The sequence below is a fragment of the Trinickia sp. EG282A genome, from assembly GCF_040965455.1.
Lineage (GTDB): Bacteria > Pseudomonadota > Gammaproteobacteria > Burkholderiales > Burkholderiaceae > Trinickia > Trinickia symbiotica.
This window is the reverse complement of the sequence record NZ_JBFRCC010000003.1, coordinates 598,590-619,948: the sequence shown is the minus strand read 5'-3', so window position 1 is coordinate 619,948 and position 21,359 is coordinate 598,590. Positions and strand designations below refer to the sequence as shown.

At 63.1% G+C, this 21,359-nt stretch carries 23 protein-coding genes; 13 read left to right on the top strand and 10 right to left on the bottom strand.

Annotated elements, in window-relative coordinates:
* The first annotated feature begins 24 nt into the window (after positions 1–24).
* Genes AB4Y31_RS17330 through AB4Y31_RS17320 form a run of 3 tightly spaced genes read left to right on the top strand, consistent with a single transcriptional unit; the run spans position 25 to position 3,690 of the window.
* Entirely contained in the window at positions 25–1,815 is a 1,791-nt protein-coding gene (locus AB4Y31_RS17330; RefSeq protein WP_368674963.1) for an ATP-binding protein, read from the top strand.
* Positions 1,812–3,083, top strand: coding sequence for a response regulator (locus AB4Y31_RS17325; protein ID WP_368674962.1), 1,272 nt, complete (start codon positions 1,812–1,814; stop codon positions 3,081–3,083). The genes AB4Y31_RS17330 and AB4Y31_RS17325 overlap by 4 nt, the downstream gene beginning before the upstream one ends.
* On the top strand, positions 3,058–3,690 hold the full coding sequence (locus AB4Y31_RS17320) for a response regulator transcription factor (protein ID WP_018438832.1): 633 nt from the start codon (positions 3,058–3,060) through the stop codon (positions 3,688–3,690). The genes AB4Y31_RS17325 and AB4Y31_RS17320 overlap by 26 nt, the downstream gene beginning before the upstream one ends.
* Positions 3,691–3,770: 80 nt before the next feature.
* Here AB4Y31_RS17320 and AB4Y31_RS17315 read toward each other — a convergent pair whose 3' ends face one another.
* From AB4Y31_RS17315 to AB4Y31_RS17290, 6 genes are all read right to left on the bottom strand, one after another.
* Positions 3,771–3,992, bottom strand: coding sequence for a hypothetical protein (locus AB4Y31_RS17315; protein WP_368674961.1), 222 nt, complete (start codon positions 3,990–3,992; stop codon positions 3,771–3,773).
* 283 nt (positions 3,993–4,275) lie between these two features.
* Positions 4,276–5,664, bottom strand: a complete 1,389-nt coding sequence (locus AB4Y31_RS17310) for a TIGR00366 family protein (protein WP_368674960.1) — start codon at positions 5,662–5,664, stop codon at positions 4,276–4,278.
* 365 nt (positions 5,665–6,029) lie between these two features.
* The gene (locus AB4Y31_RS17305; RefSeq protein WP_368674959.1) at positions 6,030–6,395 is read right to left on the bottom strand and encodes a response regulator; all 366 of its coding nucleotides are present in this window, start codon (positions 6,393–6,395) and stop codon (positions 6,030–6,032) included.
* Between the two features lie 37 nt (positions 6,396–6,432).
* The gene (locus AB4Y31_RS17300) at positions 6,433–6,975 is read right to left on the bottom strand and encodes a hypothetical protein (RefSeq protein WP_368674958.1); all 543 of its coding nucleotides are present in this window, start codon (positions 6,973–6,975) and stop codon (positions 6,433–6,435) included.
* Positions 6,972–7,709, bottom strand: coding sequence for a methyl-accepting chemotaxis protein (locus AB4Y31_RS17295; RefSeq protein WP_368674957.1), 738 nt, complete (start codon positions 7,707–7,709; stop codon positions 6,972–6,974). The genes AB4Y31_RS17300 and AB4Y31_RS17295 overlap by 4 nt, the downstream gene beginning before the upstream one ends.
* Positions 7,710–7,728: 19 nt before the next feature.
* Positions 7,729–10,107 (bottom strand): ATP-binding protein, encoded by a 2,379-nt coding sequence (locus tag AB4Y31_RS17290; protein ID WP_368674956.1) that lies wholly within the window; start codon positions 10,105–10,107, stop codon positions 7,729–7,731.
* Positions 10,108–10,387: 280 nt separating this feature from the next.
* On the opposite strand from AB4Y31_RS17290, the gene AB4Y31_RS17285 reads away from it, so the two are divergent.
* Positions 10,388–10,957, top strand: coding sequence for a DUF6496 domain-containing protein (locus AB4Y31_RS17285; RefSeq protein ID WP_368674955.1), 570 nt, complete (start codon positions 10,388–10,390; stop codon positions 10,955–10,957).
* Between the two features lie 90 nt (positions 10,958–11,047).
* Entirely contained in the window at positions 11,048–11,371 is a 324-nt protein-coding gene (locus tag AB4Y31_RS17280) for a thioredoxin family protein (protein WP_368674954.1), read from the top strand.
* 102 nt (positions 11,372–11,473) lie between these two features.
* Here the strand turns inward: AB4Y31_RS17280 and AB4Y31_RS17275 are convergent, their stop codons facing one another.
* Positions 11,474–12,172: an MgtC/SapB family protein gene (locus tag AB4Y31_RS17275; protein ID WP_107149586.1), complete on the bottom strand. Its 699-nt coding sequence runs from the start codon at positions 12,170–12,172 to the stop codon at positions 11,474–11,476.
* A gap of 239 nt (positions 12,173–12,411) precedes the next feature.
* Here AB4Y31_RS17275 and AB4Y31_RS17270 point away from each other — a divergent pair, with 239 nt between their 5' ends.
* On the top strand, positions 12,412–12,570 hold the full coding sequence (locus AB4Y31_RS17270; protein ID WP_368674953.1) for a hypothetical protein: 159 nt from the start codon (positions 12,412–12,414) through the stop codon (positions 12,568–12,570).
* A gap of 150 nt (positions 12,571–12,720) precedes the next feature.
* Here the strand turns inward: AB4Y31_RS17270 and AB4Y31_RS17265 are convergent, their stop codons facing one another.
* A complete protein-coding gene (locus AB4Y31_RS17265) occupies positions 12,721–14,361 on the bottom strand; it encodes a hypothetical protein (RefSeq protein WP_368674952.1) in 1,641 nt (546 codons plus the stop codon).
* A gap of 10 nt (positions 14,362–14,371) precedes the next feature.
* Here AB4Y31_RS17265 and AB4Y31_RS17260 point away from each other — a divergent pair, with 10 nt between their 5' ends.
* From AB4Y31_RS17260 to AB4Y31_RS17235, 6 genes are all read left to right on the top strand, one after another.
* Positions 14,372–14,713, top strand: coding sequence for a hypothetical protein (locus tag AB4Y31_RS17260; RefSeq protein WP_368674951.1), 342 nt, complete (start codon positions 14,372–14,374; stop codon positions 14,711–14,713).
* Between the two features lie 120 nt (positions 14,714–14,833).
* A complete protein-coding gene (locus AB4Y31_RS17255; RefSeq protein ID WP_368674950.1) occupies positions 14,834–14,977 on the top strand; it encodes a hypothetical protein in 144 nt (47 codons plus the stop codon).
* An 832-nt stretch (positions 14,978–15,809) separates the two neighbouring features.
* The gene (locus tag AB4Y31_RS17250; protein WP_368674949.1) at positions 15,810–17,012 is read left to right on the top strand and encodes an ammonium transporter; all 1,203 of its coding nucleotides are present in this window, start codon (positions 15,810–15,812) and stop codon (positions 17,010–17,012) included.
* 69 nt (positions 17,013–17,081) lie between these two features.
* Positions 17,082–17,825: an S-adenosyl-l-methionine hydroxide adenosyltransferase family protein gene (locus tag AB4Y31_RS17245; RefSeq protein WP_368674948.1), complete on the top strand. Its 744-nt coding sequence runs from the start codon at positions 17,082–17,084 to the stop codon at positions 17,823–17,825.
* 108 nt (positions 17,826–17,933) lie between these two features.
* Complete coding sequence (locus AB4Y31_RS17240) at positions 17,934–18,203, top strand: type II toxin-antitoxin system Phd/YefM family antitoxin (protein WP_020565984.1); 270 nt, start codon at positions 17,934–17,936, stop codon at positions 18,201–18,203.
* On the top strand, positions 18,200–18,589 hold the full coding sequence (locus AB4Y31_RS17235; protein ID WP_368674947.1) for a type II toxin-antitoxin system VapC family toxin: 390 nt from the start codon (positions 18,200–18,202) through the stop codon (positions 18,587–18,589). Before AB4Y31_RS17240 ends, AB4Y31_RS17235 begins: the two co-directional genes overlap by 4 nt.
* A 120-nt stretch (positions 18,590–18,709) precedes the next feature.
* Here AB4Y31_RS17235 and AB4Y31_RS17230 read toward each other — a convergent pair whose 3' ends face one another.
* Both AB4Y31_RS17230 and AB4Y31_RS17225 read right to left on the bottom strand, forming a co-directional pair.
* Positions 18,710–19,045 carry a DUF4148 domain-containing protein gene (locus AB4Y31_RS17230; protein ID WP_368674946.1) on the bottom strand — a complete coding sequence of 112 codons (336 nt, stop codon included), beginning with the start codon at positions 19,043–19,045 and terminating at the stop codon, positions 18,710–18,712.
* A gap of 73 nt (positions 19,046–19,118) precedes the next feature.
* Positions 19,119–19,460 (bottom strand): DUF4148 domain-containing protein, encoded by a 342-nt coding sequence (locus AB4Y31_RS17225; RefSeq protein WP_368674945.1) that lies wholly within the window; start codon positions 19,458–19,460, stop codon positions 19,119–19,121.
* Positions 19,461–19,723: 263 nt separating this feature from the next.
* Between AB4Y31_RS17225 and AB4Y31_RS17220 the strand changes: the two genes are divergently transcribed.
* Positions 19,724–21,352, top strand: a complete 1,629-nt coding sequence (locus AB4Y31_RS17220) for an L-lactate permease (protein WP_368674944.1) — start codon at positions 19,724–19,726, stop codon at positions 21,350–21,352.
* The last annotated feature ends 7 nt before the right edge of the window (positions 21,353–21,359 follow it).

Sequence of the window (21,359 nt, the reverse complement as noted above, 5' to 3'; positions counted from 1 at the left end):
GACCATAGGCGCGAAAGCGGTGCCATGAACACGTGCAAAATACGGGCGATGCATACCGGTTTCTCCGCGAACGGAATGATGAACTTCAACGCGCTAGCCGCTGCCCGCGGGCCGTTTGCACGCCTGCGCGGTAGTGTCGTCGTGCGGCTCCTTGCGATCGTCTTCGTGTTCAGTTGCGCGGTGACGGTGCTGCTGACGGCCGTGCAACTCGATCGCGACTATCACAAGGGCGCGGCGCTCGTCGAAGAGCGGCTATCTGACATCGGCCGCAGCTATGGTGCGAGCCTGGCCGAGGCGCTCTGGCGGCTCGATCGCGCGCAACTGCAGCTCGAGGTCGACGGCATCGCGCGTCTTGCCGATATCCGCGCCGTCGAGGTACGCGAGATCGGTCCGTCGCCCATGGTGGTCGCGAGCGGCACGCGCGGCGGCGCGGCCGTCTTCTCGCGCGACTACCCTATCGTGCGGCACGTGCAAGGCGGCACCGATCGCCTGATCGGCACACTCCACGTCGAAGCGACGCTGGACGATCTCTACCGGTCGCTGACGCGAACCGCCGTGCTGATTCTCGTCAACCAAGCCGCGAATACATTCCTCGTGGCGCTCCTCATCACCTTCCTGCTCGATCGAATCGTCATGCGGCATCTGACGGCGCTCGCGCGCAGGGTCGATCGCTACGACTATCGTTATGCGCCGAGCCCGCTCGTGCTCGATCGCAGGCGTCCCCCCGTGCCAGATGAGCTGGAACGTGTGGTGACGGCGTTCAATGCGATGGGCGCGCGTCTTCATCGTGCTTATCTGGACGAGCGCGATGCGGCGACGGAGCGCGAGGCGCGTCGCACGGCCGAGGCGGCAAACAGCGCGAAGGGCGCCTTCATTGCGAACATGAGCCATGAGTTGCGTACGCCGCTCAACGGAATTCTTGGCTACGCGCAAAATCTCAAGCGCGACAGCACGCTTTCCGATTCGCAGCGCGAGTCGGTGTCCGTGATCCTGCGTTGCGGCGAGCATCTGCTCGGGCTGATCCATGACGTGCTCGATTTCGCCACGATCGAAGCGGGCAAGCTTCGTGTGGACATCGGCGAGGTCGAGCCCGCCGCAGTCGTCGCATCGATTCACGGCGCCATCGCCATGAAGGCTGCCGACAAAGGGCTCGCATTCGTGTGCGAAATCGCGCCCGACGTGCCCCGCTGCGTGAGAGCCGACGAACGGCGCTTGAGGCAGGTGCTGCTCAATTTGCTGACCAATGCCGTCAAGTTCACCGCGCGCGGCGTCGTGGGTCTCCACGTGACATGCACGCCCTCGGGCAGCGTGCGCTTCGCGGTGCGCGATACGGGCATCGGCATCCATCCCGATCAAGTGGAGACGATCTTCCATCCGTTCGAGCAAGTGGCGAGCACCGGCGGCCGCGATGCCGGCATCGGTCTCGGACTCGCGATCAGCCGCCAGTTCGTGCGTGCGATGGGCGCGGACATCGAAGTCGAGAGCAGCGTAGGCGAAGGCAGCGTCTTCCGCTTCGATCTTCCGGCGGCGGTGGAAGCGGGCCGCGGGGAGCCGCGCGATGGGACGCCGCTCGAGCGTTCCCGCTTGCCGCTCGAGCGGTTGCCCACGCCCGGCGTCGAGCGAATGAATGAGCTTCATTGCCTCGCGCGGATGGGCGACATGCGCGGCGTGCGTCGCTGGGCTGAAGCGATTGCCGCCGCGGACGCACGCCACGCCTCGTTTTCGGCGGCCCTCGACGCATTGGCGCAGGCCTATCAGTCGAAACAGCTGCTGGCCTTCGTCGAGCGGCACCTCGATACAGGGAGCGAGCCATGACGGCCATCGCAATGACGGCGCAGTCTCCCCCGGCTTCGCTGCTGATCGTCGACGATGCGCCCGCGAACCTCGGCGTCGTCGTGGACAATCTGACGGACCGCGGCTTTCGCGTCCTGATCGCGCTCGACGGCGAGGAGGCGGTCGAGCGCGCCCGCTTCTCGCTGCCGGACCTCATATTGCTCGACGTCAAAATGCCGGGCATGAGCGGATTCGAGACGTGCCGCAAATTGAAGGCCGATTGGCGCACGCGCGACATTCCCGTGATCTTCATGACGGCGGCCGACGACATCGACCATATGGTCGAAGGTTTCGATGCGGGCGGTGTCGATTATGTGACCAAGCCCGTGCGGATCGATGAAATGATGGCACGCATCAACGTTCACCTGGAGATGCGCGCGATGCACAGGACGCTCGTCGAGAAAAACCGGCGCCTCGAGAACGAAGTGGCCGTGCGAGAGTGTGCCGAGCGCGAACTTTCGCGCATTCGGGATGAGCTCGAGGCACGCGTCGCCAAGCGGACCCAGGAGCTCGCGCGGGCTAACGTGGACCTGCGCGCGCAGCAGCGCGAACTGCTCGACTCGCGCGAGCAATTGCGCGAGCTCGGCGCGCACATGGAAGCCGTTCGCGAAGAAGAGCGCAAGCGCATCGCGCTCGAGGTCCACGACGAGCTGGGGCAACTGCTGACCGCGCTCAAGATGGATGTGTCGCTGCTGAAGATGCAGTTGACCGATTCCGAACTGCTCAGGAGGGTCGCTGAGATGCGCGAGCTCGTCGAGAAGACGATTCTGATGGTCCGCAATGTGGCCAACCATCTTCGGCCCGCCGCGCTCAACTTCGGCCTCGCGTCGGCGCTCGAATGGCTGGCCGAGGATTTCGGCAAGCGAACGGGCATACCATGCCAGTTCCTTATGAACGCATCGGAGCCGGTGCTCTGCGACGCGCATGCGACGGCGGTTTTTCGCGTCGTGCAGGAATCGCTCACGAACGTCGCGCGCCATGCGCATGCGACTCGTGTGCATGTGACCGTGACGCGCAACGACGCGGGTTTCGAGCTCCATGTGAGCGACAACGGCCGCGGCTTCGATCCCGCGGTCGCCGCCGGCAAGCACGATTCATACGGCTTGCTCGGCATGCGCGAGCGCGCCAGGCTGATCGGCGCCTCGTTACAGATCGACAGCGCCCCGAAGTCGGGCACCGTCGTCTCGATCAGCGTTCCCTTCAACACCCATAGCGGAAAGCAACATGATCAGAATCTTGATCGCCGATGATCACGCCGTCGTGCGTAGCGGACTGAAGCAGATCGTCGCCACGGCGGCGGACACCATCGTCGTAGATGAAGCGGCGAGCGGCGCCGACGTGCTGGCGAAGCTGCGCGCGAACGCGGTCGATCTGCTGACATTGGATATGACAATGCCCGGCATCAGCGGCGTCGACCTGATCCGGCGCGTGCATGCCGAGTATCCGGCGATGCCGATCCTGATTCTCAGCATCCATAACGAAGCGCAGGTCGTTTCGCGCGCGCTGCGCGCGGGCGCCTCTGGCTACGTGACGAAAGACAGCGATCCCGAGATTCTGCTGGCGGCGATCCACAAGCTTGCCGCGGGCGGGCGGTTCATCGATCCGCAGCTCGTCGACGCCATCGTATTCGAGCGACACTCGGGCGACACACCGCCGCACGGGATTCTGTCCGATCGAGAATTCGAAGTTCTGCGCCTCTTGGCGGCGGGAAAAAGCATCAACGAGATCGCCGACGCGTTCGCGCTGAGCGCAAAGACGATCAGCACGCACAAGCGCAGGCTGATGCAGAAGTTAGGGCTCAGCAACAGTGCGGAGCTGATTCGCTATTCGATTCGGCATGGGCTCGTCGCCGAGTAGCATGAGGTCGAAGCAGGGCAGGGCGGCCGGCCGTAGCCGAGCGCCCGCCTCGTGGAACACATCGGCTTTCGCTCAGGGCACTAGTGCAGTTTGCCGAAGATGACGTCGGCCCCTTCACCGGGCGTGAGTCCAACTTGGAAATAGCCTTCGAGTCGCTCGGCCGTCGCATTGTCGAGCTCGTATTCCGGCTCGACGTAGCCCTCGCTGACGGCGAAATGGTACCAAGTCATGATCCATTGGCGCAGAGCGGTCTCTTCGGGCAGCAGTTCCCAAACTTCGTGATCGACGGCGCAGGTGTTCATGTCGACGCTCCGGTAGGTTAAGGGACGATGATCGTTCGGCATCGCAGCCGCGAGGCGCGGCGGCCGCGCCGGCCCGCCACTCGTTTGCCTCGAGATTCATCCTACGCGGGTCACCTGGGTTCTTCGATAGGAAGACGCGGATTGTCGAGTAGGGATAGGTTGCGTCGTTTGTAAGGATTTTCTGGCACGGTGTCGGCGCTCGAGTGGCGGCGCGCTCCGCTCGCCGCCCGCGCCGTGCCGGCGCGCGTCCTTCCACGCGGCATCGCAATCGCTTCGACCCAGGCTACGGAATCAACCAGAGAGCGGCGCCGTAAATCAACAGCGAAACGACGAACGTGATCGCCGTATAGCCCATCACGCGCTGAATCTTGATGCCCGCGATCGCGACGACCGGCACGGCCCAGAACGGTTGCAGCATGTTCGAGACGTTTTCCGCCATCGCCACGCCCATCGCCGTATGCGGCAGCGAGGCGTTCAGGCTCAGCGCGGCGGGCAGGACGAACGGACCCTGTACGGCCCAGTGGCCACCCGCGCTCGGAATCAGAAGCGTGATGATGAGCGAGCTCAGATAGCTCCAAAGCGGCAAAGACGCAGGCGTCGCGATTGTGACGAACGTTCGAGCGATCGTCGACGCAAGCCCGGTGCCGATCATGATGCCCATGATCCCGCCGTAGATCGGGTACTGCAGCAGCATCGAGCCGGTCTGCCGCGCGGCGCGCCGGATCGCATCCGCATAAGCGATCGGGGAGCGCTGCAGCGCGAGCCCCGCGAGCAGAAAGAGCAGGATCGTCGTGTTGATGTCGAGCTCGAAGCCCTTCTTGTACCACGTCGTTCCGAGGTAACCGCAACCGAGCGCGAGCAACAGCAGCGTACCGAGCACCGAGCGCTCGGCGCGCGCCGCGAACGATGTCGCGGGAGCCGTGCGGCCGTGCGCGTCGTGTTCGGGCGCGGCGGCCGGCTCGTCGGCGGTGAACGCGACGACGTCCTCCGCCTTCGGATGCATCCGTACGAAGATAAACGCCATCACGACGACAACGAGCACCGTCGGCACGTAGACGAACGGCGCGAACACCGTTTCCCTCAAGCCGATGACATGGCCCGTCGCCTTTTCGACGAGGTTGAGCGCGTTGCCGTGCGACGCCTGCGAGAGCGCGATCGAGCTGGAGAGCCCGCTGTTGCAGACGGACCAGGCCGAATAGCTGCCCGCGACGAGCCAGGCGAAGTCGACTTTCACGCGCCGCGCGATCTCGCGCGCGAGCAAAGCCCCGACCACGAGGCCGAGACCCCAGTTGAGCCAGGCCGCGAACCCGACGACGGGGAAGACGAGCAAGGCAGCGCGGGCCGGTGTGCGCACGGCCGAGGCGAGCGCGCGCAACCCGCGCTGGACGACGGGCGCATCAGCGATCGCATAGCCGGTGGCCAAGATGAGAATCATCTGCAGCGCGAAGCCAAGGATCTTGAACGTTCCCTCATACCAGGAATCGAGGATGGTTTCGATCGAGTGCTTCGGTGCGAGACCCAGGGCGAGAAGAATGACGACGAACGTCAGCCCGAGCGAAAGCACGAACGGGTCGGGCATCAGCCGCTCGAACGCATAGACGAGCCCGGCCACGATGCCGCGCCGCGGCGCCGCCGATTGCGCCACGTCCGCCTTGAAAGAAGTCTGCTTCATGTCTCCGTTTCCATTGCATGGCCGCTCGTCGAGTGTCCGCGAGCGCACCGCCGTTGCCGGAACACGTTCGAGGGTCGACGAGCGGGGCGGGATCGAGCGCGCTGTTCGGTTACCGAACAATCATCCGGTTTTCGGCCATCCAATGTAGGCGGCGGACGGGGGGCGAGTCAATCAGGAGTCCTGAAATTGCGTGCGGTGACCGGACATGGCCGCTCGGTCGTCGATCGACGATCCATACGGCGAACGCACAAGAACGCTATGAACACCCGTTTTTTTTAATAAAGGCGCCATGCTCGAAATCGTCGAACGCAACCTCGAGTCTCTCGAAGACGGACCGACCATTCTCGATAAGGCCTGCCGGCCGATCAGCTCGCCAGCTTCCTGAAGGTCTCGAGCACGGCCTCGCCTTTGAACGGCTTCACGATCCAGCCTTTTACGCCGGCCGCCTTGCCACGATCCTTCATGGCCGGGCTGCTTTCCGTCGTCAGCATGATGACGTTGACCGCGGTATTGCCGAGCTCGCCGCGGATTTTCTCGACCATCGTGAGGCCATCCATGTTCGGCATGTTGACGTCGCTGACGACGAGCTTGATGCCGGGATTCGTCCTGAGCTTCGTGAGGCCGTCCTTGCCGTCGACGGCGGTGTCCACCTCGAGTCCGCTCTTGCGCAGGAAGCCCGCCACTTCGTCGCGGACGGTGCTCGAATCGTCTACGACCAATATCTTCGCCATGTTTTTCCCTTCCTTTCCCAATAGTGCGTTTCGATCGTCAGAAAAGCTCGAGTTCGCCGCTCGTCTGCAGTTCGCTCGACGATGTATCGGCGACGAAATCGATCGTGTCGTGCGCTGAGACGCAAAGCGTCGCCGCCAGCCGCACGCTGCCCTCGATCACGATGTCGTAAAGCGTCTCGAAGGCAGGATGCAATTGGTCGAGATGCCCGATGCAGGCGCTCGCGAGTACATACGGCGTCGACATTCCCATGTCCGGAAAATGCTCGACGAGCGCCTGATTGATCGCCCCGCAGCAGAGATTGGCCACTTCCATGAACGCGTCGGCCAGCGGCCGCTCGTCGTCGCCCTTCACGAAGTATCGGCGCGTCGCCTCGTCGTCGCTGAAATGCAGGCCGAGCAGCAGGCGAAACGAGATCGAGGAGATCGTCAGCACGACGACTTTCTCGTTCTTGCCGATCTTGTGTGTGCCCGGCTCGGCTCGCTCGACCTGGCAGAGATGGCTATCGTCGGCGACGAGGCGCGAGCGCGCGGCGCGCTCGAAGATGCGCTCAAAGCTGTCCTTCGCTTGACTGCTGATCACGTCGATGCCTGCAGGATCTTCGATTCGAGTTGGCTCGCGAGCGCATCGACGCTGCCGAGCGATGCGGTGATCATCTTTCCGCCGGCCTGAATGTCCTGAAACGTCGCCGTCGTGATGAGGTCGTTGCGATTCAGGCTGTTCTGATAACTCTTCGAGAGCTCTTGGGAGCGGGTCGCGAGCGTGCGGACTTCGCTCGCGACGATCGAGAACCCGCGCCCGGCCGTGCCGGCCCGCGCGGCCTCGATCGATGCGTTCAACGACACGATCAGCACATGCGCGACAATCGCGGAGAGCTCCTGATTCTTCTTGTGCATGTCGTGATTTTGCGTCATCAGCGAGATCATCTGCTCGTGCCAGCGCTCGAACGTAACCGAAAGGCCGCGCAGGCGCGCGGCCTCGCCGGCGAGCCGGCGCGCGTCGTCGAGCCAGGCGGCCTTTTGCGCCTCGGCGTTCGCGAGCGCGGTGCCGAGCTCGCTCGCGTTCCCGATCGCCCTGGCGAGCTCGCCTTCGAGCTCGGCAATGCGCGAGCCCGCCTCTTGCAGTTGCCCCTCGTATTGCTCGATTCGTTGGCGCTCACGCGTCTCGGCGACTAAGAGGGCGGCTTGGCGCTGCGCGTCGACCTCGGCACGGAGCCGCGCGGCCGAGCGTTTGGTCGCCCAGGCATGCCAGGGGAGGGCCCCGATCAGCGCGACGACGCCGCCGATCAATGCTGCTGCGATATGACTTGCGTTCACTGCTCGTTCCTTGCTCCGTTCATTCGGCTAGCGCGTCGAAGCGAAACTGCCCGGGGCGAGTGGAATCGCGATCGAGGCTGTCGACGGCGAAGCGCTCGGGCAGCGAGACGATCGTCTGGAAGTGGCGATAGGGCGCACCCTTGCGATCGTCGGTGAAGCGCAGCTCGATCGACCCGTGTTCGCGCTTCACGAAGCTGCGCACCGCATCCATGCCGACGCCGCGTCCCGACACCTCGGTCACTTGACCCGCGGTCGAAAAGCCGGGCTGGAAGATGAGCTCGGCGATTGCCTCGTCGGTCAGCGCCGCATCGGCCGCGATCAAGCCCTTCTCGGCGGCGAGACGCCTGATGCGATCGAGCGCGAGGCCGCGGCCGTCGTCGCTGAGCGTGATCTGGAGCGCGCCATTGTCGATGCCGAGTTCGATGTCGATCACGCCCGCCGCGGGCTTGCCTTGTTTCTCCCGCTCGCTTGCGGGTTCGATGCCGTGATCGAGCGAGTTGCGCAGCAAGTGCGTGAACACATCCTTGAGCAACCCGGCAACTTGATTGCGCATGCGATAGCCGTTGTCGTCGATCCGCACCTCGGGCGTCTCTTTGCCGAGCTCCTTCGCGAGCGAGGGCAGCGACTCGAGCGGACCCGAGAGCGCGTGGCCGATCGTTTCCGTGCCGAAGAGACGCAACGACTGGCGCAGCGAATCGCGCATCGTCAGCAACTCTCGGACATTGGCCGGGTCGGCCTGATCGATGAGGCGCAGGCTGTCATGGATGTGCGCCTCGTCGACGACGACATAGCGGTCACGCTTGTGGTTCGCACCAGGCCCCTTGCGGCCGAGGCTCACTTCGCTGATTCGCGCGTAGTGTTCGATCGCTTCGCGCACGCGCGCGAGGTCTTGCATCAGGGCCTGCTGATCCCAACCGTCGGCCGCTTCGGAGCGGCGCAATTCTTCATAGGCCTGTTCGGCTTCGTGCACGATGTTGGTCAGATGCTGAAGACTGTAGGTGCGAGCGTTGCCCTTGATCGTATGCATATTGCGGAACAGCTCCGCGATGGCAGACCCGTTCGGCTGCTCGTGCTGGCGGATGATCCGCTCGTTTTCGCTGATGAAGCGCGTGGAGCTTTCAACGAAGTGATGGAACTTGTCCTGGCTCACCGACAGGATTTCCCCGATGATCTCGAGCCGCCGCTTTTGCTCGCTCGCTTGCGCGGCGAGCTTGCGCAGCTCGGTGACGTCGCGCACGCAAAGCATGAGGCGCACGATCGTATCCGTCTCGTCGGTAATCGCCGACCAACTCAGGTCGAGAATCTTTTCGCGCCCGTCCGGCATTCGCTTCGTGATTTCGTTCACGAGCAGGTGCTGATTGAACTCGAAGTTGATGCTGTCTTCGCCGAGACATGCGTGGATCGCCGCATCGATCTGCGAAAGCGCGTCCGGGCCGAGTTCCGTCTCGTCGAAGACGAGATCCATCAGCGGTCGGCCCGCGATCTCGTTGGTCTCGAATATCGTTTCGAGGTAGACCGAGTATTCGGCATGAACGACCGCGCCCGCCACCGCCGTCAGGATGCCTTGCGGCATGTTCTGCAGCATTGCCTGGATGTCGGCCGTCTTTTGCTTGAGTTGCGCCGAGCTCAACTGGATCTTTTCGATCATCTCGTTGAAGGCGACGATCGACCGGCCGATTTCGTCCATGCGGCCCACGGGCACGCGCCGCGTGAAGTCCTGGCTCGATGCGATTTCGCTCATCTCTTGCTGCATGCGGCTCAATGGACGCGTGATTTGACGGTAGAGCAGCAAGCCGATAGCGGTCAGCAGGATCACCGCGCCCGCGGTCACGCCGGCGATGGCCGTCGTCGTCGTGGCGAGCATGCCGTTGAGTGCATCGATGGCATCGTCCTTCTGGCGATTCTTCTCGATGCGCAGCGTCTCGACGATGCCTTCGAGCTCGTCGCGGTACTGGGCGACGTTTGCGAAGAGATACGCTTGCGCGAGTGCGTCCTTGCCATCGGCTTTCATCTTCGCCGTGTCGGCGATCGCGGCGAAGTAGTTGTCGAGGCTTTCGCGCGCCTGCGTCACGAGCCCCTGCTGAGCATGGCTCGCCGCGGCCTTCGCCTGCAAATCGAGCCCTTGGCGAAGCTGGGCCTCCTTCGCTTTCAACTGGTCCTGAGCTTGAGCGACCATGTTCGCATCGGGCGCGTAGACGAGCGTCATCGTGGCGATCTGGACATCCTTCACCGCGGAGACGAGGTCCGCGGAGGCGAGCGCGCTGGGCACGATGCCCTGGGTCACCTGTTTGACGTTGACCGCGCTCGTGCGCGTCTGATACACGGCGTAGATGCCGATCGCCGACAAGGCGACGAACATCAAGACGACCAGCAAGGTAATACGATGCCGGATGCTCATGTGCATGATCCCCGATGCAAAACTGCAATTCATTGTGACTTCATGTCATGTCAGTGCGCGCCGCCCGCTTGTTCTTGGGAGCGGTTCGCGGCGCGCCGGCGATTATGCCGGGGCGAATGTGACCCGGCGATGACGGGCGGCCCTTGGAGTTAACGGTCTGTCAACGCAAGCTGGCTTGGCCGATGTTGGCCCATCGGCGCCACACGAGTCGTTGCTGGGATGTTTGGCATACACATTGCGTGACCGTGATCGCCCTACGGACATTTCGAGGAGAGCCATCATGCCCGAGCGGAAAACAGTCGCACGTGCCCAAGCCGACAAGCGTGCGGGCAAGGCGCCGACCACGCAGGCCGGCGAGTTCGTGAAAGAGGAAGTCGATCATGTGCGTGCCGGCAAGCACGGTGTGAGATCGGCCAAGCAAGCCGTGGCGATCGGGCTTTCGAAAGCGCGGCGCGCGGGCGTGCCGCTGAAGCCGCCGAAGAAGGGAGCGACGAGCGAAGCGACGCGCAAGAAGGCGGAGAAGGACACTGCCGCGGGACAGCACGGCACGCCGAAGCATTCGCCGAGCAAAGAGACGAAGGCCAAACGTGCGCGCACGTCGGAAGGCGTGCTCAAGCGCGAGAGCCGCGCGGGCGCGTCGAGCGAAGCGATGTCGAAGCAGGCGAAGTCGGCCGCGGCCAAGCGGCCGGCGGCGAGCCGTTCGGCGGCGGCAAAGAAGGCCGCCCATACGAAGGGCGCTTCGACTCGTTCGGCCGCCGCGAAGAAGGCCGCCGATACCAAGGGGGCCGCGGCTCGCTCCGCCGCGGCGAAGAAGGCGGCGAAAACACGTGCCGCTCGCGCGCATCACTAACGCCCACATGATCATGTGCGATTGGATGAGGCGCCAGCGGGCATCGCCCGACTGGCGGACAATGGAGATTCGACGAAACCCGGAGCAGAGATGACCGCGTATTCCCAAACCGCGCCGGCGCGCGCCGAAGTCGACGCGCTGACCGGTGCGACGATCCTCGAGTTCGGTACCGATTGGTGCGGCTACTGCCGTGGCGCGCAGCCGTTGATCACGGAGTCGCTCGCGCGCATTCCGCAAGCGCGACACCTGAAGATCGAGGACGGTCCCGGCCGGCCGCTCGGCCGATCGTTCAAGGTCAAGCTGTGGCCGACGCTGATCTTTCTGCGTGACGGCGTCGAAGTGGCGCGCGTCGTGCGCCCGCCTGACGTCGCGTCGGTCGACGCAGGCGTGGCCGCGCTTACGGCCGCTGCTTGATTGACGCGGATGTTCCCGCCGCGCAGGCGACGTTCGAGATTCGCTCGAACGGCCGCGGCAGCGGTTTTCACGCGCACACCGCCGCGAGAGGCACGCGGCGACCTATTCGGGCGTCGTCTCCACTTCTCTCGCGGTCCAACTCACGCTCGAGACACCCTTTTCCATGCTGATCCGGCTGGCGATGTGTTCGAGTCTTGCCTGGTCCTTCGGATGGGTGCGACAGGTCGCCGTGACCTCGAGACGCGGAGGCTCGCCTTCGCAATCGCGGCTCGTGAGACTCTGGAACGACAGCGGTTCGGCATACATCGCATTCGACAGCACGGCTCGGATGTGCACTTCGTCTTCTTCCCGGCAGACGACGGTCAGTTCGTACTCGCGGATGAGATCGGCGTTGCCGACGGGCGCGGCATTGATCGCGCGGCTGAGCTCGCGCAGCACCGTGTTCGTCCCAAGCACGACGATCGTCCCGGCGATGGCGGCACCGTAGAACCCCGTGCCGGCCAGCACGCCGACGGCGGCCGAACACCAGAGCGTCGCCGCGGTGTTGATCCCCTGGATCGAGCCCTTCTCGCGCATGATGACGCCGCCGCCGAGAAAGCCGACGCCCGAGACGACATAAGCGGCGATCTGCGTGACGCCGGTGCCCATCAGCGTGCCGAGCGAGACGAAGAGGCAGGCGCCGCTCGCGACGAGCGTGATCGTGCGCAACCCGGCCGTGCGCTGGCGCATTTGTCGCTCGATGCCGATTGCGACGCCGCACGCGAACGCGGCGAGGAGCCGCCAGACGAAGACCTGGGTCATGGGCAGGAAATAGGAGGGGACCTCTCGGATCCGTGCGCCAGTGCCAGGCGCGAGGGTGGCGTGATTCTAGTGGGCGCCGCCGCGCCCAGTCAAAGTTGTTGTGCTGCTGCAACGCATGAGGTCAGCGAAACGGGATAAACCAGGGCACTGGCAAAAAATTGCTGCATTGCACTAGACGAGGCCTAGGGAAAACCCTAGAATTCAACTCAGGGAAAACCCGTACTCAATTGGGAGTCGCCATGAGCTTTGTTCTCGCCTTGTTCCAGAAGATCAACGATCTTTTCGCGTCGCCGCATCTGCCGCTCGACTCCGACTACTCGTTCCAGGCGCGCTATCGCGAAGCCGAGCGCATTCGCACGGCGCGCGCCACGGTGCTCGGCATCCGTCTCGTCGACTGAGCGAGCGAACCGAAGGTCGACAAGCTTGCCGCGCGAAAGCGCGCGGCCTGCGGTAAACACCATCGGAAATGCAAAGGGACCTCGCGGGCACCTGACGGTGCCGGAGGTCCCTTCTTTCATCAGCCCGCCGCAAAGCGGGCTTTTTCTAGTTTATTGCCCCGTGTATCCGAGGGGCGCCGTCGCGTTCGCCTTCGCAACGGTGGCGTTCGTGGACACCACGTAGATCGGCGATTCCGTCAGCTTGAGCGTCGCGACGCCGTTCGAATACGGCACGGTGCTCGCGTTGCCCATGACATCGAGGACGGTCACGTTGCCGCTCGTGCCCGCCGAGTCGACCTGCAGCCCATAAGACGTGCTGTACGTCGAGCTATACGAACCCGACGACGTCGGCCACTGCGCGTTGTTGTGCGTCCAGAGGGCGGTAATGACCTTGCCGCCGTTGAGCTGTTGGAACGCGTAGCCGTACACCATCGTCGGCAGGCCGTTCACCCGTCCGAGCGTCTGCGTGCCGTCGACGATTCGCGTCATTGCGGCGAACGCCATCGCTTCGGGCTTCGGGCTCAGGTTCGTCGCACCGTATGCGCCTTGTGCATCGGAGAGGTCGAAGAACGATCCATAGCCAACTTCATCCGGATAATCCGGGCCATAGAAGAAGTACGTCACCTGCGCGCCTTCGCCGAGAATGATCAGGTGGGCGCGTGCCGCGATCGCAGCCTGAGCGTAGAGCTGGTTCGACGACGGCGAGTTCGCACCGTACGAGATACCCGGGTCGTAGCTGATGCCGAGTTCCGTCGACCACAGCCGCATGTTCGGCTTGACCGATTGCATTTGCGAGCGCAGCTGCTGCATCTGCTTATCGAGCGCATTGGCCACGTTCGCCGGATTCGGATCCGTGTCGTAGAGCTCGGGCGGATGCGACGGGTACGTGCCGGCGTTGTAGTAGCCGTGCGTCGTGATGCCGTCGATGTACTGACCGAGGCCCAGCGCCGCGAACGTCTGCAGATAGCCGCTCGTGCACTCCGTCTGACAGTTCGCGACGAGCGGATTCGTCGTGCCCATCACCACCGCGTTCGGATCCGTCGAGTGCAAGCCCGTGTAGACGGCCTTATACATCGCGACGAAGTTCGACTGCGAATCGGTCCACTGCGGCTCCCACGTCACCTGGTAGTAGTCGTTTTGCTGGGTCGGGAAGTAGGTCTTCCGGACGTTGGCCGTATCCGTGCCGACGCGCGCCATGTAGTTCTGGTAGTAGCTCAGATCGGACGGCGCGTGCGTGTCGTCCTGGAAGCCGCCGGTCGGGCTCGCCCAGGCCGGGATGCCGTCGAGGCGGACGAGGCGCATGGTCTTGCCGCTCGTGTACGACGGGTCGAGGTTAGAGAGCGACGGCGTCCAGGTATTGGGACCGTTCGGCTCCATGGCCGAAAGCTCACGATCGTCGATCGTCTGCGAAATGCCGAGCGCCGCGAGCGCCGCCGCGTTGCTGTTGAAGCCCTGCATGCCGAAGCGGTGCTGTTCCTGATGCGCGAACGAGACCGCCGGAATCACGCCCGAAACGTTGGGCAGAACGCCGAACGTCGCAATGCCCGTCGGACGCGTGCCGGCTTGCGGCAGCGTGCCGCCGGCCTTCGAGAGCGTCGCCGTCACGGCGAAGTAGCCGCCGACCGTCGATTTGCACGAAAGCGTGTTCGTCTGCGTGCCGCTTGCCACCGCGAAGGTGCCGCTGCCCTTGACGTTGCCCACGTGATCCTGGATCGACCAGACGACGTTGTCGGCCGCGGGAGCCGCCGTCACGAAGGACAGGTTGAACGAGCTGCCTTGCGCGAACAGGCGCGTGCCGTCAGCCGTCTTGACGTCGGCGCTGACGAGGCCGTTTGCGGAGCCGCCGGAGGAGGCGGTCGGCGTCGAGCAGCTGATCGTGCCGCTGGCAGAAGAGGTGGACGTCGAGCTGCTCGTCGAGCTCGTCGACGAATTAGCGCTCGTCGACGTCGAGCCGGACGTGGAGGTCGTGCCCGAAGTCGAAGTCGTACCTGAGGTCGAAGTGGTACCGGAGGTTGAGGTGGTCCCCGACGTCGATGTGGTGCCGGCGGTCGTGCCCGTCGTGGACGTCGACGCCTGGATCCAGCAGTACTTCGTCGAGCCGTAGGCCGGGTCGTTGCCGAACGAACCGTTGTTACAGGCAACGCCGTTCGTGAAGATCGCCGACATGTTGTTGGCGGTCGTGCTCGACCCGTAGAGGACCGTCTTCGTTCCGGAGAACGAGCAATTGCCGCCTTCGGTCGCACATTGGGTCCACGCCCCGGACGTGCTCGTCGTGCCGGACGTGCTCGTTCCCGAGGTGCTCGTCGTGCCGGACGTGCTGGTGCCGGACGTCGTGCTGGCATACCAGCAGGACTTCGTGTACCCGTAGGCCGGATCGGTTTGGGAAACGACGCCGTTCGAGCAGCTCACGCCGTTCGTGAACGGGCCGTTGATGTCGTACATCGTTGCAGTGCCGAAGACGACCTTCGCGCTGCCGCTGAATGAGCAGAAACTATTTTCCGATGCGCATTGCTTGTAAGTCACGCCGCTGATGGTCAGCGTACTTTGTGCATGCGCACTCGAGGGCCAAAGGCCCGCAAAATTAAATACGACCCCGAAAGAAATGAGTATCCATAGCCGTAATTTATACATCGGTTCGGCTGATTTTGGGGGTGAAGATGGAAAAAAGGAAACAAAAGACCGCACTGTGTGACCTCGCTTCGTCCGTGTTGAAGGCTGACGAATTAAGCCTGTAGGGCACGTGCGAAAACTTGATCTGGATCAATGAAAAAAATGGGGACGCGCAAAAACCGGCAATAAATACGATGAAAAAAGGAAAAGATAGTGTGGTCGGCTTCCCTTTTCCGCCAAATCGATTCTCGAAGTGCCGATTTCGGCAGGTAAATGGTGCCGGTGAGCAATTTTGAAATGCCGCTGCTTTTCTGGTTGACAGTCATCGGCAATTATGCCTCGGGGCGGCATCTAACACGTGAGGTATGACTGCAAAAAGTGCGCAGCTTGAGTGCATGAAGCCCTGCCTTAGTGCATTGCAAGCACCGAATGTGTGCGACTTCCCGATGGCGTTAAGCCTGCTGCCGTGAACTCGGATGGTGCGCGGAACGCGCCGTGCAAGGCGCGAGCACCGAAATAGTACACAGAATCCCCCATTTTGGTACGATCCTTGCTCGCTTTGCCCATTTTTTGCGCAAACATTTGTTCCTATGAATGAGCTGAAATCGGGCGCCGATACCTTGTTCCTGCTGCTTGGCGCCGGAATGGTGCTTGCCATGCACGCTGGATTCGCGTTTCTCGAGCTTGGCACGGTCCGGAAGAAGAACCAGGTCAATGCCCTAGTGAAGATCCTCGTGGACTTCGCCGTTTCCACGATCGCGTACTTTTTCATCGGCTACACGATCGCGTACGGCGTCGAGTTTTTCGGCGATGCGACGACGCTCGCCGAGCACAACGGATACTCGCTCGTGCGGTTCTTTTTTCTGCTGACGTTCGCCGCCGCGATACCGGCCATCGTCTCGGGTGGGATTGCCGAGCGGGCGAAGTTCAATCCGCAGCTTTGCGCGACGTTCTTGCTGGTTGGCTTCGTCTATCCGTTTTTCGAAGGCATCGCCTGGAACGACCGGTTCGGATTGCAGACCTGGCTGACCGCTGTGGCGGGGGCGCCGTTTCACGATTTCGCCGGCTCAGTCGTCGTTCATGCGTTCGGCGGCTGGGTGGCGTTGCCGGCCGTCCTACTGCTTGGCGCGCGACGCGGCCGATATCAACGCGATGGCCGCATTGCGGCTCATCCGCCCTCGAACATCCCGTTTCTCGCGCTGGGGGCCTGGGTGCTTGCCGTAGGCTGGTTCGGGTTCAATGTCATGAGCGCGCAGACCATCGACAAGATCAGCGGACTTGTTGCCGTCAACTCGCTGATGGCGATGGTCGGCGGCACGCTGACCGCCTGGCTCGCGGGACGCAACGATCCGGGCTTCAGCTACAACGGCCCGCTCGCGGGGCTCGTCGCCGTCTGTGCCGGCTCCGATGTCATGCATCCGATCGGTGCGCTCGTGACCGGTGCCATTGCCGGGGGACTCTTCGTCTATATGTTCACCTGCGTGCAGAATCGCTGGCGTATCGACGACGTGCTCGGCGTATGGCCGCTGCACGGTCTATGCGGTGCATGGGGCGGCATTGCCGCCGGCGTGTTCGGATTGAAGGCGCTTGGCGGGGCAGGGGGCGTTTCGTTCTTGGCGCAATGCGTCGGCACGATGGCGGCCATCGTGGTTGCCACGGCGGGCGGTGCGATCGTTTATGGCATTCTGCGGGCAACGGTGGGAATCAGGCTCGACGAGGAAAACGAGTTCGACGGGGCCGACCTGTCGCTTCACAAGATCAGCGCCACGCCGGAGCGGGAGACGGTCGTCTGATCGACGAACCTGCGCGAGGCGGCTGAGAACCTCGTTCTCCCGATCGAAAGGGATAGAAGGAGTCAAGCCTTGATCGCGCTATTTACCGATTTCGGTGCCGACGACATCTACGTCGGCCAAATGAAAGTCGCCCTGCTGCGCCATGCGGCAGCCGGCACGCCCATCGTGGATGTGCTGCATGAAGTTCCCAATTTCGATGCGCGGGCGGGCGCGCATCTGCTCGCCGCGTTGCGAGCCTGGTATCCCGACGGCACGGTGTTTCTCTGCGTCATCGATCCGGGCGTCGGCAGCGAGCGGGGCGCGGTCGTCGTGCAGGCGGACAGTCAGTGGTTCGTCGGGCCCGACAACGGATTGCTCTCGGTCGTGGCGGCGCGCGCATCGCGGGCTCGGATGTGGCGCGTGACATGGCGTCCGGCCGGACTCTCCGCGTCGTTTCATGGTCGCGATCTGTTTGCGCCGATAGCGGCATGGGTCAGCGTTGCCGGCGATGCCGCTCGGCTGCCGCTCGACAAGCTCGAAGCAATGTCTGAGCTCGATGTGCGGTTCGGAGAGGGCGATCTGGCGGAAGTCATCTATGTCGATCACTACGGCAATGTATTGACGGGGTTGCGCGCGAAAGCGCTGTCAACCGACGCGCGGCTGCGGGTCGGATCCACGGATGTCGCGTATGCACGCGTGTTCGCGGAAGTCGCGGCCGGCCAGGCGTTCTGGTACGTGAACTCGATCGGGCTCGTTGAAATCGCGGTCAATCGCGGCAGCGCCGCGGCATTGCCGGGGGTTCGCGTCGGGGACCTTCTGCGGGCCACCGTCTGACGGGGTGAATACGCGACCCGAGCAATCCATCGGCCGTTTGGCTAGCTTGTCTTTGGCGCTCGACACCCGCATACTAGCTAATGGTGATTAGCTAACCAGGGGATGCCAATGCTTACCGTCAACATGCACGACGCGAAATCAAAGTTATCGAGTTTAGTGGAGCGGCTCGAGCTTGGGGAGGAGAACGAGGTCGTCATCGCACGCAATGGCACACCGGTTGCGCGGCTGGTGCCCTTTACCGCGCCGCGGCGCATCGGCGCCGCGCGGCACTTGCTCGCCGGACTTGAAATACCGAGCACGGTCGAAGCATTCAATGCGGGCGACGAGTCGGTCGCCGCGGACTTCGAGGCGAGCGCGCGACGAGGGCTCGCGCCATGAGGGTGCTACTCGATACCCATATCGCGTTGTGGGCTGCGCAAGGCGCTCCGCAGCTATCGTCGGAGGCAATTCGCTTTATTGAGGATCCAACAAATTCGCTGCTGGTTAGCGCTGCGGCGATCTGGGAGATCGCGATCAAACATGCGAAGGGCAACCTGCGCGTGCATCCACATGACGCGCGCTCAGCGTTTCGGCTGGCCGGCTTCGCCGAACTGCCCATTGCGGGCGAGCATGCGGAGGCCGTGGCCGCGCTGCCGCTGCACGATGACCATGCGGACGCGTTCGATCGCGTCATGATCGCGCAAGCGCTGCACGAAGGAATCGCACTGTTGAGCGCTGACCCGAAAGTGTGGCGCTATCACCCCACCCTGATGATTCGCGCCTAGCTGGGCCGACATCAGTCTGCGCTTTTAGCTTTTTGTCTCGGATGTCTCCATCCGAGAGATCTTGCGCGACGGTCGGAATGGCTCTTTTCACAAAAGCGCATCCACCGCCTTACGAAGTAGTTATTGTCCAAGTCCCGTCGAGCGCGCCGGGCTGAGGCTATCCCGCTTGCCAGCATACGGCGCACCGGACCGCGGCGTTCCTCCTACTGAGTCGACGGCCAACTGCTGTTCTTTCCGGGCCGCGTCTTCAGCGGCCACTTTCGCCTCCGCTGCCTGAATGTCGGCAGGGTAGTAGGGATCGTTGTTGGCTGCGGGATTGTATCCAGCTTGTTCGATGCGCAAAAGATCGGCGCGCACCTGAGCCCGCGTGATCGGCGCCGATGGCGGCTCTGCGAACGCGGCTGAGAAGCTGGCGAGTGCGCCTACCGTCAGCATGCAAATTGCGACTTGCTTCATGATCTGTCTATCTCGCGAGAGGGGATTGGGCTTGCCCGATTCGTGGTGGGCAAATGTCTGGTCGAGCTACCGGTCAGGAGCCGAAATAAACGTTGCAAAAACTGACAGGTCCGGCGCAAACCGCAGGGTCCGCGATGGACCTATCGGTCGTGCCGGCATCGCTCTTACCGGGCATCGCACCGCCGGTACCGCTATCGCGCCGTTGACCCTTGAGCTTCGCGACTTGCTGCGCGAATAGCGGGTTGATCTCGGGATAAGAGGTGTCGGTGATGAAGTCGAGACCGTTTCTTTTCGCTTCAACGAGTTCCTGGCGGACTTGCTCGCGGGTTTTCTCTTGCGCCGATGCACTTCCGGCGAGGTTCGATCCGGCGAACATCATCACTGAAACGGAGATGATTGCGCTGCGCTTGATCATTTCGGACTCCTAATTAAATGGCGGACTGATGCGATGTGGAGTGAGCGCCCGGAGGGTTCTCATCTTCAGGATGCTCACGGGAAGCTATACCGAGGAACGCTCGCGGATATTCCGATGGCGCCCTCGCGCGGCTTTGGCGGGAGATGCGCCCGCGAAGGCGAATTGACGTTGTAAATCAAGGCGTTGGCGCCTACACTGAAGGAACGTCACATTGTGATCAATTGTCTCCTGGCAAAGCCCAATAATCAGAGGGAGCCTGATCCATGTTCCAGCAAGTTCTCAATCCCGCGGGCAACCTTTTCGTTTCCTGGCTGCTCGCCCTTGTGCCCGTCGTCGTTCTCCTCGTCCTCCTTGCCGTCTTTCGGGTTTCCGCCTGGATCTCCGTACTGATCGGTGCGATCGTCACCTTCATCATCGCCGCGGTGGTCTGGACGATGCCGGTGACGACGGGGATCAGGGTTTTCGCGTACGGGTCGCTGACGGGCATCTGGGCCGTCGACTGGATTACGTTCTGGGGCGTCATGCTGTTCAATTCCCTGACGCTTACCGGCGTATTTGACGATTTTCGCCGCTGGCTCACCACGCAGGGCACCGCGGACGTGAGAGTCCAGACGATCATGTTCGCCTGGGCATTCGGCGCGCTGCTCGAAGGGTTGGTCGGCTTCGGCTATCCGTGGGCGTTCGTGGCTCCGATACTGATCGGGCTCGGCATTCCGGACCTCGACGCGATCCGCGTCGCCGCGCTCGCCAATAACGCGCCTGTTTCATACGGCGCGCTCGGCGTGCCGATCATTGCGCTCGGGGCCGTGACGGGCCTTCCAGTGCTCGCCCTTTCTGCCTCGGTCGGGCACATCGTGGCCATCCTCGCGTTGCTTCCGCCGTGGGTCCTGATCTATCTGGTTACCGGCCGAACGGGTCTGCGCGACGGTTGGCCGCTCGCCGTGGTCGGCTCGCTCGCCTATATCGCGGGGCAATATCCGGTCGCGGTATTCCTGGGCCCCTATTTGCCCGATGTGACGGGGTCGATCGTCTGCTTTGCGGCGCTCTTCGTGCTGCTCAAATTCTGGCGCCCGAAACGGACGCTTGGCTATGGCGGAAAGCCGATCGAAGCGGAGGCCGCCAGGGTCGCCGGCGAGGCGCATGGGTTGACGAGCGGGCAACTGTTGCGTGCGTGGCTGCCTTTCATCGTGCTTATCGTCGTGGTGGTGCTTTGGACCGGGCCGTGGTCTCCGTTGCCGAAGATCGTCTGGGTCAAGCTCTCGGCGGCCGCCGGCTCGTCGATCCACCCCGGTACGCAAATCAGCGCGGTCTTCTCGTTTGCGCCATTCATCGGCGGCACGGCGATCTTCGCGGCTTGGCTGATCACGGCATTGCTGATCGGCATGAAGCCGGCGCAGTACGCCGAAGCGTTCAGCCGGACCTGGCATCAGATGTGGGGCGCTTTGCTCGTCGGCATCTTTATTTTCGGCCTCGCCTACGTCTTCAATTTCTCGGGCATGGCGGCCTCGCTCGCCGAGGGATTTTCGAAGATCGGGATCGCTTATATCGTCGTCGCGCCGATTCTTGGCTGGATCGGTGTCGCCCTGTCCGGCAGCAATACGTCGACCAACGCCATGTTCGGCTTCTTCCAGGTGACGGTCGGTCGCTTGCTCGGCTTTCCGATTCTGCTGCTACCGTCGCTGAACTCCATCGGCGCCGAGGTAGGGAAGCCCGTCGCGCCCCAAACGACGAGCGTCGGCGTATCGACGAGTCGTTTCGTGCGCAACGAAGGCGAGGTCATTCGTCACAACATGGGATGGACGTTCATCCTATTGGGCTATCTCATCATCATCGGCGTGGGGTTCTATCTGTTGGCGCCAAGGGTCATGACTCTGGCGGCGGCAGGCGGTTAGCGGCAGC